The sequence below is a fragment of the Streptomyces sp. NPDC058257 genome (assembly GCF_042881845.1).
Lineage (GTDB): Bacteria > Actinomycetota > Actinomycetes > Streptomycetales > Streptomycetaceae > Streptomyces.
This window is the reverse complement of the sequence record NZ_JBHVXJ010000003.1, coordinates 405,946-419,429: the sequence shown is the minus strand read 5'-3', so window position 1 is coordinate 419,429 and position 13,484 is coordinate 405,946. Positions and strand designations below refer to the sequence as shown.

17 protein-coding genes are annotated in these 13,484 nt (G+C 68.8%); 9 read left to right on the top strand and 8 right to left on the bottom strand.

The annotated features are described in order from the left end of the window. Nucleotides 1-41 precede the first annotated feature (41 nt). The 6 genes from ACFVXC_RS10895 (at nucleotide 42) to ACFVXC_RS10870 (ending at nucleotide 4,313) form a co-directional block, all read left to right on the top strand. The gene (locus ACFVXC_RS10895; protein WP_389903815.1) at nucleotides 42-932 is read left to right on the top strand and encodes a DUF5936 domain-containing protein; all 891 of its coding nucleotides are present in this window, start codon (nucleotides 42-44) and stop codon (nucleotides 930-932) included. A gap of 371 nt (nucleotides 933-1,303) precedes the next feature. After that, a complete protein-coding gene (locus ACFVXC_RS10890) occupies nucleotides 1,304-1,621 on the top strand; it encodes a hypothetical protein (protein WP_389904475.1) in 318 nt (105 codons plus the stop codon). Continuing rightward, a complete protein-coding gene (locus tag ACFVXC_RS10885; protein WP_389903813.1) occupies nucleotides 1,621-2,226 on the top strand; it encodes a pilus assembly protein TadG-related protein in 606 nt (201 codons plus the stop codon). The genes ACFVXC_RS10890 and ACFVXC_RS10885 overlap by 1 nt, the downstream gene beginning before the upstream one ends. Nucleotides 2,227-2,258: 32 nt before the next feature. Further along, nucleotides 2,259-2,864 carry a hypothetical protein gene (locus ACFVXC_RS10880; protein ID WP_389904430.1) on the top strand — a complete coding sequence of 202 codons (606 nt, stop codon included), beginning with the start codon at nucleotides 2,259-2,261 and terminating at the stop codon, nucleotides 2,862-2,864. 3 nt (nucleotides 2,865-2,867) lie between these two features. Beyond that, a complete protein-coding gene (locus ACFVXC_RS10875; RefSeq protein ID WP_389903811.1) occupies nucleotides 2,868-3,542 on the top strand; it encodes an OmpA family protein in 675 nt (224 codons plus the stop codon). A 591-nt stretch (nucleotides 3,543-4,133) separates the two neighbouring features. Further along, nucleotides 4,134-4,313 (top strand): hypothetical protein, encoded by a 180-nt coding sequence (locus ACFVXC_RS10870; protein ID WP_389903808.1) that lies wholly within the window; start codon nucleotides 4,134-4,136, stop codon nucleotides 4,311-4,313. Between the two features lie 151 nt (nucleotides 4,314-4,464). Here the strand turns inward: ACFVXC_RS10870 and ACFVXC_RS10865 are convergent, their stop codons facing one another. The 5 genes from ACFVXC_RS10865 to ACFVXC_RS10845 form a co-directional block, all read right to left on the bottom strand. After that, on the bottom strand, nucleotides 4,465-5,163 hold the full coding sequence (locus ACFVXC_RS10865) for a response regulator (RefSeq protein ID WP_389903806.1): 699 nt from the start codon (nucleotides 5,161-5,163) through the stop codon (nucleotides 4,465-4,467). Then, nucleotides 5,160-6,284, bottom strand: a complete 1,125-nt coding sequence (locus ACFVXC_RS10860) for a sensor histidine kinase (RefSeq protein WP_389904428.1) — start codon at nucleotides 6,282-6,284, stop codon at nucleotides 5,160-5,162. Before ACFVXC_RS10860 ends, ACFVXC_RS10865 begins: the two co-directional genes overlap by 4 nt. An 86-nt stretch (nucleotides 6,285-6,370) precedes the next feature. Continuing rightward, a complete protein-coding gene (locus tag ACFVXC_RS10855) occupies nucleotides 6,371-6,925 on the bottom strand; it encodes a hypothetical protein (RefSeq protein ID WP_389903804.1) in 555 nt (184 codons plus the stop codon). Between the two features lie 173 nt (nucleotides 6,926-7,098). Beyond that, nucleotides 7,099-7,656 carry a GNAT family N-acetyltransferase gene (locus tag ACFVXC_RS10850; RefSeq protein WP_389903803.1) on the bottom strand — a complete coding sequence of 186 codons (558 nt, stop codon included), beginning with the start codon at nucleotides 7,654-7,656 and terminating at the stop codon, nucleotides 7,099-7,101. Nucleotides 7,657-7,697: 41 nt separating this feature from the next. Beyond that, a complete protein-coding gene (locus ACFVXC_RS10845) occupies nucleotides 7,698-8,144 on the bottom strand; it encodes a nuclear transport factor 2 family protein (protein ID WP_389903801.1) in 447 nt (148 codons plus the stop codon). Between the two features lie 35 nt (nucleotides 8,145-8,179). Here ACFVXC_RS10845 and ACFVXC_RS10840 point away from each other — a divergent pair, with 35 nt between their 5' ends. Further along, on the top strand, nucleotides 8,180-8,935 hold the full coding sequence (locus tag ACFVXC_RS10840) for a class I SAM-dependent methyltransferase (protein ID WP_389903799.1): 756 nt from the start codon (nucleotides 8,180-8,182) through the stop codon (nucleotides 8,933-8,935). A 40-nt stretch (nucleotides 8,936-8,975) separates the two neighbouring features. Here ACFVXC_RS10840 and ACFVXC_RS10835 read toward each other — a convergent pair whose 3' ends face one another. Next, complete coding sequence (locus ACFVXC_RS10835) at nucleotides 8,976-10,151, bottom strand: winged helix DNA-binding domain-containing protein (protein WP_389903796.1); 1,176 nt, start codon at nucleotides 10,149-10,151, stop codon at nucleotides 8,976-8,978. Nucleotides 10,152-10,225: 74 nt separating this feature from the next. Here ACFVXC_RS10835 and ACFVXC_RS10830 point away from each other — a divergent pair, with 74 nt between their 5' ends. Further along, a complete protein-coding gene (locus ACFVXC_RS10830; RefSeq protein WP_389903794.1) occupies nucleotides 10,226-10,654 on the top strand; it encodes a winged helix-turn-helix transcriptional regulator in 429 nt (142 codons plus the stop codon). Between the two features lie 277 nt (nucleotides 10,655-10,931). Here the strand turns inward: ACFVXC_RS10830 and ACFVXC_RS10825 are convergent, their stop codons facing one another. Continuing rightward, nucleotides 10,932-11,309 carry a DUF192 domain-containing protein gene (locus tag ACFVXC_RS10825; protein WP_389903793.1) on the bottom strand — a complete coding sequence of 126 codons (378 nt, stop codon included), beginning with the start codon at nucleotides 11,307-11,309 and terminating at the stop codon, nucleotides 10,932-10,934. Between the two features lie 448 nt (nucleotides 11,310-11,757). Between ACFVXC_RS10825 and ACFVXC_RS10820 the strand changes: the two genes are divergently transcribed. Next, nucleotides 11,758-12,273: a hypothetical protein gene (locus tag ACFVXC_RS10820; protein ID WP_389903790.1), complete on the top strand. Its 516-nt coding sequence runs from the start codon at nucleotides 11,758-11,760 to the stop codon at nucleotides 12,271-12,273. Between the two features lie 47 nt (nucleotides 12,274-12,320). Here the strand turns inward: ACFVXC_RS10820 and mgrA are convergent, their stop codons facing one another. Next, on the bottom strand, nucleotides 12,321-13,358 hold the full coding sequence (gene mgrA / locus ACFVXC_RS10815; protein ID WP_389903788.1) for an L-glyceraldehyde 3-phosphate reductase: 1,038 nt from the start codon (nucleotides 13,356-13,358) through the stop codon (nucleotides 12,321-12,323). Nucleotides 13,359-13,484 lie beyond the last annotated feature (126 nt).

Here is a 13,484-nt window from a genome sequence, read left to right as displayed (position 1 = left end):
AGAGCAAGAGACAACAGACAACAGAGGGGAGGGGATCTACGTTGCTGGCACTGGCTCTGGCAGGGGTGATGGGACTCGCGGTGGCAGGCGTCTGCCAAGGCGTACGCATGTACCGCGCGGAGGTGAAGCTCCCCTCGGACCTGGCGATAGCTCTGGAGATCGGAGCCACGCGCGTCTCGACGGCGGGCTCGGCGGTGGACCGCCTGGGCATGCGCTTCGCGCCGCTCGTCCTGCGCCTGATGGGCCCGAAACGGGTGGACGCCAAGCGCCGCAGGATCGACATGGCGGGCAACCCGGGAGGCCTGACGATCGACCGCTACGCGGCACGCCGGGCGGTGTACGGCCTCTTCGGCGTAGTGATGGGCCTGGTCTTCCTCTCGAACGGCTCCCCGCTCTTCGGCCTGCTCACTCTCGCTTTCGGAGTGATGGCGGCGGACGCGCTGATCTGGCAGGCGATACGGGAACGCCGCGAGGTCATCGACCGCACGCTGCCGGACTTCCTGGACGTACTCGCGGTGGTGGTATCGGCGGGCCTCGGCTTCCGCCAGGCGCTCGACCGGGTGGCGGAGCGCTACGAGGGGCCCTGGGCGGACGAGTTGAGGATCACGTTGCGCCAGATGGACATGGGGGTCAGCCGCCGCCAGGCGTTCGACGAACTGCGCCGCAGGAACGCGTCGGAGCAGGTGTCGCAGTTCGTCTCGGCGCTGCAACAGGGCGAGGAACTGGGCTCGCCCATCGCGGACACCCTCATCCAACTGGCCACGGACATGAGGCGCACGGACGCCCAGAACTCACGCCGCAGGGCGGCCAAGACGATCCCCAAGGCGACGATGGTGACGCTGGTCTTCATGCTTCCGGCCACGATGATCCTGATCGCGGCGGGCATGTTCCTCGGCTCGGGGTCGGACTTCGGCTCGATCCTGGGGAAGTGAGGGGTGCTGTGATCGATGCGGTGGGCGGCGCTCGGAGCAGTACGGTGCGCCTCGCGGCGGGAGCAGATATCAAGCCACTCAGCGAAACCTCTTCGCGGCTGCAACCTGATGTGGGACAGTCACTCGAAGGGCGGGAAGGGTGCTATGACCCCGGGGGCGGCCCCATCGGGGTCCTGCTCCCGCAACTTACCTTTGCAAAAGGCGAGTTCACGGTATTCACTGGAGGGGAAGTCGTGGAACGCATCGAGTCGCCGACCGCTCGGTCACGGATCTCTGCCACACGCCTCCGGGGTGCGTGATGACCTCGCCACCGGGGAAGGGAACTCGCCAACTTGCGCGTCTCAAACGGCATTGGTTGCGGAGAGTGGCTGATGGGTCACGTGATCTCGCGTACGTTGCCTATGACGACAGCGACGTCGGAATTGATTGTGCCGACAGTTCGTGTATCGGGTGGGAGAGAAGGGGCCATCGTGCTGAAAGATCGCGTACTCAGAGTCTGGGTCGACTGGACCGTAACCGTGGCTTCCCGGGTTCGGGGGAGGGAACGGGACGCGGGGGCTGGGTTTGTGGAGTATGCGGGGTTGATGATTTTGATCGCGGGGATCTTTACGTTGATCGATCAGATCGGCCTGGACGGCATGATCTCCGGCGCGATTCGGGACGCGGTTACCGACGTCACAGGCGGTTGATGCCGCAGGCTCTGCAGAGTGACCGAGGGCAGACTCTCCCCATCTATATCTGGATGACGGGGATTCTGCTCTTCGTTGCGTTTGCGTTCTTCGCTTTCGCCCAGGCCGCATCTGCACGCAATGGCGCGCAATCAGCCGCCGACGCGGCGGCATTGGCTGCGGCACAGGATGCCAGGGGCGAACTCGTTGATGGTCTGGGGGGATCCATCGGGGAGGGTGACGAATGGCTCGACTGGCTTGGTGGCGACAAGTTCACGGGTGATGGTGCCCGTGGGGCGGCGGAGGCGTTGGCTGCGGACAACGACTCGTCTGTCATCGGCTTTGGGTCGGCAGAAGTGAACGGCTATCCCGGTTTCCGGGCGAAGATCGAGACCAACTACACGGTGGGTGACTCGATCATTCCGGGCACGGAGTCTCAGCATGCCCAGGCCGAGGCCACCGCCATCGTCAAGCCGCGCTGCGATCTTGCTCCGGCGGCCGCCCCGGAGAAAGCCGTGGAATTTGAGTGCGACGGCGGCGACTCTTTCGAGATCGATCCGGATGATTTCGACCTGGCCGATCTCCCGGACGCGTCCGTTCTCTTCTCCGTCCACTTGGCCGACTGATGAGCGACCGACGAAAGAAGGAAGCTGTACCGATGAACACTCGGCGCATCATAAAGACCCGCAGGGCAATGACCGCTGTGGCGATCACTACTGGGCTGGTCCTCATGGTGGCCAGCTGCGGAGGAGGGGAGGACAACAAGCCCAAGTCGGAAGGTGGCAACTCCTCCTCCAAGCCCGCAAAGGACAGTGGGGACGACGAGAACAAGGATGACCCCCAAGCGCCGACTACAGCCAAGGTGTTGGCCGAGGTGCGAGGTGACGATGGCGTATCGCTCACCGTCACCTCTGCTGATCGCGATGAGGGCGGCTTTCTGACCGTCAGTGGTCAGATCAAGAACGGCGGCGGAAAGTTCTGGATCGCCGACAACTGGCGCGGGGATGAGCAGGAGTTGCGCAAGAACGGAGCCTCCTTGGCGGGGGCGGCTCTCGTTGATCAAGAGGGTAAGAAGAAGTACCTCGTCCTTCGTGATACGGAAGGGCGCTGCCTCTGCACTAAGTTCGACGGGGGAGGGGTGGCAGCGGGCCAGTCCGCCGACTGGTACGTCCAATTTCCTTCGCCTCCAGCTGAGACGACCAAGGTCGATTTCCAGGTAGGTGCCATGCCCCCCGCCCCCATAGAGATCTCAGAGGGCGAGTGACTCATGGCCCACCCACGACCACGACCACGAACCCGCACCCGCCCCCTCGCCACAGCCACCGCCACCCTCACGGCCCTGGTCTTCCTGACAGGCACCCCCGCCTTCGCTGACGACGACCCCAGCGCACCCCCAGGCAGCACGACCACCACATCGCCCCAGGAGGTCGACTCCAACAGCCCAGGGCTGAAGCTGGCCGACGGAGCGACGCTGGCCCCGGCGAAGGTGCTTGACATCAAGTCCGTGGTCGAAGACCTCGGTGGCGAGGAGCGCCGCGAGGACACCAACACGGACGTGAAGTTCGCGTTGCAGGCGGAGGTGTTGTTCACCAAGAACAGTCCCGAGCTGAATCCGGAGGCGAACGCGCGGATCAAGGCCATCGCCGAGGAGGCGAAGGCCCAAAAGGCGACGAACGTCCGGGTGTTCGGCTTCACGGACAACCTCGGTTCGTACAGCCACGGCAAGAAGCTGTCGCGCGAACGCGCGGAGACCGTGCACGACAAGATGGCCGGCTACTTGGGCCCTGAGGTCACGTACTCCGTACGCGGCTACAGCGAGGACTATCCGATCGCGGACAACGGTTCAGAGGAGGGCCGCAGGAAGAACCGCCGCGTCGAGGTGTCCTTCCCGAGGGGTTCCGGCGCCGACACGGGCACAGCCCCTTCCGGGAGTCAGGACTGACCGTCCGGCCGCCCCACGGTCCCTGGCCCCAGCGCTGGGCGGCGGAGGTGCGGCCCCCTCCGGGCCGTGACGGCTGCCAGTCTCGGGGCGTCCGGGCGGGGGACCTACTCAGGCGAGGTCCCGTTCATGCAGGAGGACGCACGCTGGTCGCCTCAAGCGGTGGCGAACCAGCCCGTACGCGCAATCGTCACGAATGGCGTGTCCCGCATGAGGCGGAGGCGGAGAAGGATACTCGGCGTCTTGTTCAGCTCCGGCGCCATGGTGCTGATCACGGCATGTGGGAGCGGGGCCGCCGAGCCCTCCGCCGGCGAGTCCCGGGGTGAGGGAGGGATGCTGTGCGTCTGGGCGGGTACCGAGCAGCCGCCGCCGAGCGCGACGTCCACCGGCTGCCCGCAACAGCCCGGCCCGCTGCCCACGGTGACCATGACCCCGGAGAAGGACGCGAAGTGGGTTTGGGCCAACCCCAGTTGCCGGTCGAGCGAGCGGGGCAAGGCGGGCGAGACCCGGCACGGTTCGCGAGTGAGGTGCGAGCAGGCTGGTGGCCGGTGGCGGTGGCAATGGCGTATCCCGCCTCAACCGAAGGAGCCCTGCGTGGACGAGGGTGAATGGGAACTCAGCACCCGCACCCGTTCCTACGTGTGCCGCGACGGGAGCTGGCGCGAGGAGCGACGCGAGGACTGGCGTAGTCCGTCCCCGAGCGACTGGCCCAGCCAGGGCCCCGGCAAGATCCCGAACCCCCACGGGCTGGCAGCCGCCGTCACCCCCAGCTGACGGGCCGACTGGCCACGCGCTCCAGTGAAGGCACCCCCCACGCCCGGGAAAGGGACGGATTGCACGAAAGTCCCACCCCGGCCCCACCCCGGCCCCACCCCATGCGGCCTCCCGTGGGACTTTCCTGCAATCCGCCCCCCGGGCGGCCGGGTCATGCCAGGCCCGCCGCGATGGCGCGACGGACGGCGTCGGCGCGGTCCTGGAAACCGGCTTTGGCGAACAGGTTGTTGATGTGGGTCTTGACCGTGGCCTCGCTGATGAAGAGTTTCTCGGCGATGGCCCGGTTGGGCAGGCCCTGGCCTATGAGCGTGAGGACTTCGCGTTCGCGGCGGGTGAGGTCCCGGGGGAGTGGCTGTGTGCCGGTCGGCGGGCGCGTACGTACGGTGGCCAGGAGGCGGTTCTGGACCTCGCGGTCGAGCACGGCCTGCCCCGCCGCGGCGGCCCGGATCGCGCGGATGATGTCCTGGCGCCCCGCGTTCTTCGTCAGATAGCCGCGGGCACCGGCGCTCAGGGCGGCCAGGATCGAGTCGTCGTCGGCGAAGGTGGTCAGCACGACCACGGCCGTCCGCGGGTGCTCCTCGCTCAGCCGGCGGGTGGCCTCGGTGCCGTCCATGACAGGCATGCGCAGGTCCATCAGTACGACGTCTACCGGTGCGGCGGCCACGGCGGCGAGCACCTCCGCGCCGTCTGCGGCGACCGCCACGACCTCGATGTCCGCTGTCATGTCGAGCATCGCGGCCAAGGGCTCGCGGACGGCGGCCTGGTCATCGGCGACGACCACCCTCAACGGCTGCGGGTTCTCCGAGTTCGCTGAGTTCTGCGGGTCCTGGGTCGGTTCGTTCGTCGTCATCCTGGGATCACTGCCTCCACTTGCCAGCCGCCCCGGTCCGGTCCCTCGGTGAGCGGACCCGCGGCGGTGGTGCCGCCCAGCAGGGCGACGCGTTCGCGCATTCCTATCAGTCCCATTCCACTGCCCACACCGGCGGTCACCTCGCCGGTCGCGGGTCCGTTGCGGACGGTGAGTACGGTCGAGGCGGCGTCGAAGGTCAACTCCACGCTGACCTTGGCTCCGGGAGCGTGCCGGGCCGCGTTGGTCAGCGCCTCCTGTGCGATGCGCAGGAGATTCTGGGTGACCTGGGCCGGCAGCTCACGGACGGTTCTGGTGACCGTGAGGACGTCACGGTGACCGGACGATTCGACCATGGCGGTCAGGCTCTCCAGCAGCGGAAGGGAGTCCTCGCGCAGCGCGTGCACCGTCCACTGGGCCTGTTTCAAGCTCTCCTTGACCAGGCTGTGCGCCTTGTCGTGCGCCGCGCGGACCTTGTCGAGGTCGCCGGTGTCGATCAGGGCGTCCGCCAGCTCCAGATGCATGCTGATCCCGGCCAGTGAGTGCGCAAGGACATCGTGGACGTCCCGGGCGATGCGACCGCGTTCGGTGAGCACGGCTGTCCGCGCTTCGGCCTGCGCGGCCCGCGCGGTGGAGTCGACGGCCTCGACCATCGCTTCCACGGCCTGTTGTTTGCTGCGGCTCAGGATTCCGGCTACCACCGGGACGCCGGTTCCGAGGCCGAAGGTCCAGGTCAGCACCTGGTGTTCGGGGCCGAGGTAGAAGTACAGGACGCCGCCGCACAGCAGGCTGGACAGGGCCGCGACCGCCAGGGCCGGTTTGAGGGCGAGACGGAAGCCGGCGTGGCCGGTGAGCAAGTAGGCGAAGAGGTAGCCGGCGCCGCTGGTGCTCACCTGCAGCAGGGCGGCAGCCGCCACGACACCGGTGGTCAGCCAGGCCAGGCCTGCCCGGGGTGGGAAACCGGGCGGCAGATGCCTGGCCATCAGGGCGACGGAGTTGACCACGAGCAGGGCGGCCACGGCAAGGCCACGGCCACTGACGCCCACCGGCCGGACAGTGGCGACCGCGATGGCGATGATCAGCAGGGTGATGACCCACTGGAGCGGGGCGTCGTGCCGGGGCATGGCCCGAGGGCCGGGCTCCCGTTCGGTGGCCGGCCCAGGGGCGGAGGAGTTGACGGAATCGAACACGGCGCGACGATAACCCGTCCTCAGAGTGCCTGGTCCGCGGTGACCACCGCGCTGCGCCCGTCCACGGCCGGCTGCTGCTGCTGCTGCGCACGGGTGACCATGCGGCCGCGGATGAAGATCGTGGCAAGACGCGTGACCACTTCGGTGAGCGCCATGAGTACGAACGCGGCCACCCAGGCGTCTCCTGTGGTGATCTGGTGGGTGGCGCTGAACCGGGCCAGGTTGTCGGCGCCGCCGTGGTCGACCCACAGCTGGAAGCCCATGCGTGCCCCCATGCCCAGCACCCACAGGATGGCGGAGACGGCGCCCGCCTTGATGAAGAGATGCTCGCCGACACTGCGGATACGGGTGTAGATGCCGCCCGCTATGCCAAGGGCCGCGCCGATGGCGACCAGCGTGCCGATCAGCACCAGGTCGTTGCCCGCGGTGGGGACGCTGCTCAGATAGGTCTGGGCCACGTAGGACACGATGCCCAGGGGGATGAGGTAGGACTTGACGTCCAGGCGGCCTTCCCGCAACTGCCGGAAGACGATGAGGAGGAGGGCGATGTCGGTGATCCAGTCGGTTGTCGTCATGCATCCAGCCTGTCGTCACGGGCCGGTACGCACCTGGGCCCATGGGTGGAGCCGCGGGTGGAGTTTCCCCAAGGACCACCCACCGCCGCAGGTGGAGACAGGCCGTTCAGATGCCGACGTGGCGCATCACAGCCTGTGAACGGAGGCCGGTGCCGGTGGCCGCTGTCATGGCGCTACCCCGCCCGCCCCGCGTCGTCGTCCCGCCATCCCGCGTCGCCCCGCAGGACCGCGTACCGCACTCCGTCCCGCCACTGCCCGTCCCGGAACAACACGCTGCGGCAGACGCCCTCGTGGGTGAAGCCCGCCTTCTTCAGCGCTCGCTGTTCGGCGATGTTCTCGGCCTCGGTGTCCGCCTCGACGCGCGTCACGGGGGTGTGCGCGAAGAGGTAGCGCACCAGCAGCCGCTGGGCCTGGGTGCCGATGCCGCGTCCGCGGGCCTCCGGCAGCAACTGGATGCCGATGTTCCAGTAGTACGAGGTCCGGAAGACCACGACCTTCCGCCACGACACAAGGCCGAGGGTCTCATCGCCGGAGACGACCATCAGTACGCCTTTGTCATCGCCGAGCATGCCGTCCTCGTCCCAGCGCCGCCGAAAGGCGCGGGAGTCCCGCCACCCCTGCCACTGGAACTCCCCACTGGCCTCCGGGTCGGTGAGGAACCGGCCGAGCAGGTCCAGGTCATCCTCGCGGGCGGGCCGCAGCCGCGGCCTCACAAGATCGTGTTCACTCATCGCGGCACGGTAATCGCGAACTCGGCTGCCGCGCCCGCGATTTACCGGTCCTCGAAGGCCTGTGTCGCCGCGAGGCTGTCCTCGTACACGTGATGCCGCGTGATGAGTCCGTCCTCCACCGTGAGGTGCATCGCGAATCGGGCCCGGTAGGGCGTGGCCGTCGACCGGGCGGTCTGGCGGATCCCGCCCGGTACGACGGCGTGGACCCCGTCCACGAGGACGTGCTCGACCCGGGTCGCTGCCTCCTCGGCCACGTGATGCTCGGCGAGCTCGCGGTAGTGGGCGGCGGCGTCGGCGCCGGTGGCGCGGTGGCGGATCCACGGGGTGGCGGCGCGGCCGTGCTCGGCCTGCGGCCAGCTCAGCTTCCCGTCCGCGTCGTCGGCGTACAGCGCGGCGATGTGCTCGGGGTCGCCCTCGCCGACGCGGTCCAGCAGGTCCTCCACCTGGGAGCGGGTGGGTGTGGTGGTGGGCGTACCCGAGTAATCCACGTGAATCGCGCCCCGTGCGGTGCGAAGATCGCTCCATGAGCAGTTTCGACGTACTTGTGGCGGAAGCGGAGTCGGCCCCGACCGAGGGCTGGGACTTCTCCTGGTTCGAGGGGCGGGCCACGGAGGAGCGGCCCTCCTGGCGGTACGCCCACGCCATGGGGGAGCGCCTCGGGCAGGCCACCGCGTCCCTCGACATCCAGACCGGCGGCGGTGAGGTCCTCGCCTCCGCGCCCGCGCTGCCGCCGCTCGCCGTCGCCACGGAGGGGTGGTCGCCGAACGTCGCCAAGGCCACCGGGCTGCTGCATCCACGGGGTGCGGTGGTCGTGGCCTCCGCGCAGGACGCGCCGTTGCCGTTCGCGGCGGAGGCGTTCGACCTGGTCACCAGCAGGCATCCGGTGAAGGCGCATTTCGACGAGATCGCGCGCGTGCTGCGCCCCGGGGGGACGTACTTCGCCCAGCACGTGGGCCCCGCCAGCGTCTTCGAGGTCGTCGAGTACTTCCTCGGGCCCCAGGCCGAGGAAGTCCGCAACGGACGTCACCCCGACGGGGAGCGTGCCGAGGCGGAGGCGGCGGGCCTGGAGATCGTCGACCTGCGGTCCGAGCGGCTCCGGATGGAGTTCCACGACATCGGTGCCGTCGTCCACTTCCTGCGGAAGGTCGTGTGGATGGTGCCGGACTTCTCGGTGGAGAGGTACGGGACGCGGCTGCGGGAGCTGCACGAGCGGATCGAGGCGGAGGGGCCCTTCGTCGCCCACAGCACACGGCACCTCTTCGACGCCCAGAAGCGCTAGGGGGCGCTTCAACACCCCCGAGCGCCAAGAACCGTACGACCTACGCGTGGGCGCCCACGGTCACCTCTCCCACCACCAGCTCCGCCCGCCCCTCAAGCACTTCCCCCACCCGCTCCACCTGCCCCGCCAGCTCCCGCTCCCGCGCGGCGCTCAGCGAGCCCAGCGGTTCGACCGTGACCGTCAGCCGGGGCCCGGAGCGGCGCTGGTGCCAGACGCCCGCCACGACCCCGTCGATCAGCAGCACAGGGAAGTTGCCTGCCTGGCCCCCTGCCAGCGCCCGTTCGTAGGCCCGTCCGGGGAAGAGCCGTTCGCGCGGGTGCGAGGCGATGACGTACGCGTCGAAGTAGGGCAGCAGCCGCACGCCCCGCACCGGGTCCCCCGGGAACTCCGTGTCATCCGCGACCACCCACGCCGAAGGCACCCCGTCCATCTCCACCGCCTCGATCTCCCCGGCGGAGGCCAGCGAGGCGAAGAGGTCGCTCGACCAACCGCCCGGCGCAGCAGCCCACTTGGCGAACTCACTGGGCGTCGCGGGCCCGTACGCGTAGAGGAAGCGCCGCAGTAGGCGCCTTGTGGCCACCTCGGCGGGGAGCGGCGGCTCTCCCGAGTCGTAGGCGGGGCGGGTGTACGTCACCTTGCGGCCCCGGTTCGGCGCGAAGCACAGCACCCCGCGGTGGCCCGCCAGATGCATGACCGAGCGCCAGCGCGGCCACATCCCCTGGAAGGCGGGCAGAACCAGCTCGCCCGCCCAAGGACCCGTACGCGCCACCACCTCATCGCCGAGTTCGTCGATGGTCAGCCGGACCCCGTCCAACGCCTCGCCGATCGCGTTCACGATCTCCTGCGTCTGGGCCGGAGTCAGCCGATCGCCCGCCTTGAATGGGCTCGGCCCGCCGGGGATCGCGGACAACGCACTCGTCCAGAGGGGGAGTTCGGTGGTCGGCAGGAAATGGATCGTGCCGCGCGGCCCGTACGTCTTGACCAGACTCGGCTCCTCGCCCCACAGTGCGTCGCGTACGTCGTGCCGGGTCGCCCCGTCCATCCGCAGCCCCACCGACAGCTCGGCGGCGGACGACACCTGTGCCTGCGCGGCGAGCATCGCGTCGACGACTTCACCGGGCCCGGCCTCGCCCGGTTTCGCCGGTGTCCGAAGGAACTGCCGTTCCATGCGCCGGGCGTTGGCAGCACTCCACGTGACAGCGGCAGGGGCGCTCATCGGAGGTCTCCTTCAGTACTGTCGATCGGTACTGTCGATCGGGTAAGTGGCTCTGCGGACACGAGGAGTGGACCATGCCGAAGCACGGCACGGAGGGCAATTCGGAGAGCGGCAAGGGGAACGGCAAGGGGGAGGGCGGCAAGGAGGGCAAGGAGCTGTACGTCTGCGGGCTCGACGCCGCTGTCGACGTCGTCGGCGGCAAGTGGAAGCCGATGATCCTTTGGGCGCTCTACGCGGGCAGGACGCTCCGTTTCGGCGAGCTCCGGCGGCACATCACCGGAATCAGCGAGAAGGTGCTCATCCAGCAGCTGCGCGAGCTGGAGTCCGACGGCATCGTGCACCGCGAGGTGTACCGGGAGGTACCGCCGAAGGTCGAGTACTCGCTGACCGCCCTCGGCCTGTCCCTGAACGAGGCGCTGATTCCGCTGGGTGTGTGGGGCGACGAGCACATGGAGCAGCTGGTGGCCAACCGCGAGTGCAAGAAGGAAGGCACGGCCGCCTGACGGTAGAACGCGGACAGCGCCTGACGGTAGAGCGCGGACAGTGCCTGACGGAAAACCCGGGTGAGTGGTTGCGTGGCTCGTCGATCGTTAGCCAAGTGATCCCTGATGGCCCCAAGTGATCCCCAAATGGGTTGCGTTGATTCCGCATCGTTATCGAGACCCGCTCGATCCGGGCGCGCGCATCACGTAAGTTCAGACCAAGGCGAATTCGCGTGAGCAAATCCAGTCACGTGTGCGGCGTCGCGCGGTGGAGGGGACCGCGCGACGCCGCTCGCCCTCATCCCTTCCCGCCGGAGCCAACCGGGCCACCGGGGTCATCGGAATCACCGGCCCGCACCTCGACCCGCGCACCCCGGCGCACGCCCCACCCGGCCATCGCCCCCGCCGCCGCCTCCAGGACATGCCCGGCCCGCAGCCGTGGCCGCCCGATCCGCCCTGGACGCATCGTCCGCACGGACAGCACCCGCAGCTCCCGGTCCAGGTACGCCACGTCGATGGCGAACCGCATCCGCACCGTGTGCACACTGTTCGCCGGGCTCAGAAGCAGCGCCCCGGTCACTCTGTCCCTGCCGAGCAGCCCGCGCCGCCGCGCACCGGCGGACCCCGCGATCTCCAGGGGAATCGTCCGGCCGGTCGGGAGCAGAAGCGTCGCCATACGAGCCGAAGCTAGCGGCCCGCCCGCCCGGCTCGTCAAGCCCCGACCCGTCCGGCTCGTGAGGTCCAGCACGCCCGCCGCGTCAAGCGGGCACCCGCGCCCCGTCCCTCCTGTGGGCTACAGCCCGTGTGGGGCCGAAATCTGTCGCCGGGGCCAAAATTCGTTGGGAGAGCAGGGGCCCGGAGTCGTCAGTCGATTTCGGAGAGTAGTTGTCGAGCGCCAATGCGCGCAGCATCACTTACGAAGGGTTATGGTGGAAACCCCCCCTCGGGCCGGTCCATCTCCCCCCCATGGACCGGCCCGATTTTTTATGCCCGGACGCCGGACCTCCACACCGCTCCGGCTCCGCTCCGGCTCGCTCCCCGCTCCGCCCCGGCTCCGTCCCCACGCCGCCCGCGCCACGGGCCAGCCCCGCACGGAGCTGGAGCCTCCGGATATGGTCAGGGACATGTCGAATCAGTTCCCCTCGCCACCCCATGACCCGCAGGCCAACCAGGCCAACCAGGCCAATCCGGCCAACCCCCCGTCGGGACTCCCCGGTTACCCCGGCCCGGCGCAGGACCCCGCGTATGGATACGGATACGGATACGGGCCCGTCGTCCCGCAGAACATGCCCGGCGTCGTCCGCGCCGCACAGATAGTCGTCTGGGTCCTCAGCGGACTCGTCCTGCTCGGCACGATCGGTATCGCGGCCTCGGGCGATCCACAGACGGCCGGAGCGGCCACAGGCGTGAACCTGTGCCTCCTGGTGGCCGGTGGCTTTGCCTTCACGTTCAAGAACGCGGGTAACGGCGTCCGCGTGACCTGCATCGTCCTGATGAGCGTGCAGATCGCCTTCGGGCTCGGCGGCCTCGCCTCCGGAAACCCGGGCGGCCTCCTGGGCCTGCTCGGCTCGGCCGCCTCGGTCATCCTGCTCGCCCAGGGTGCGGCGGGCGCCTGGTTCAAGCGCCCGCGCACCCACTAGTCGCGTCCCCTATACAGGGGACGCGACCGTCTACACGGAAGTGACCGTCAGCTCCGCCCGGCCCAGATGTTGGTGCCGGGCGTGGAGACCGCGTACGTGTCGATCTCGGTGAGCTCCTCGTCCGTGAGCTTCGGACCGGCCAGCGCCGCCACGTTCTCCTCAAGTTGCTTCACGCTGGAGGCGCCGATGAGCGCGGAGGTCATCCGCTCGTCGCGCAGCACCCAGTTGAGCGCCAGTTGCGCGAGCGACTGATCGCGGCGGGCCGCGATGTCGTTCAGGCCGTTGAGCCGGCGCACGACCTCGTCGCTCAGGAGGTCGGGGTCGAGCGACTTGCCCTGCGTGGCGCGCGAGCCCTCCGGGATGCCCTTGAGGTACTTGTTCGTGAGCAGACCCTGTGCCAGCGGCACGAACGAGATACAGCCCATGCCCGCACCCTCAAGGGTGTCGAGCAGGCCGTCGTCCTCGGTCCAGCGGTTGATCATCGAGTACGAGGGCTGGTGGATGAGGGCGGGAACGCCCATCTCCCGCAGCAGCCGCGCCGCTTCGGCGGTCTGCTCGCTGTTGTACGAGGAGACGCCCACGTACAGCGCCTTGCCCTGCTGGACGGCGGACGCGAGCGCGCCCATCGTCTCCTCCAGCGGGGTGTCGGGGTCGAAGCGGTGCGAGTAGAAGATGTCGACGTAGTCGACGCCCATCCGCTTCAGGGAGGCGTCGAGGGACGAAAGCAGGTACTTGCGCGAACCCCATTCGCCGTACGGGCCGGGGTGCATGAGGTAGCCCGCCTTGGTCGAGAGGACCAGTTCATCGCGGTACGGGGCGAAGTCCTGCGCGAACAGCTTGCCGAAGTTGAGCTCGGCGGAACCGGCCGGCGGCCCGTAGTTGTTCGCCAGGTCGAAGTGCGTGACGCCCAGGTCGAAGGCGCGGCGCAGGATCGCGCGCTGGCTCGCCAGGGACTTGTCGTCACCGAAGTTGTGCCACAGGCCGAGGGAGACGGCGGGGAGCTTCAGGCCGCTGCGGCCCGTGCGCCGGTACTCCATGGCGTCGTAACGGTCCGCTGCCGCTTGGTACAGAGACGTGTCGTTCATGGGTACGAAGCTACTTCAGCTCCGGATCTTCCCATGTCCAGGCTCGGATCTTCCCAGGGGCAGCCGCCGATCTTTTGAGGGCCGGCCCCCGGTCTTCCGAGGGCCAGTCCCGGATCATCGCGAGAG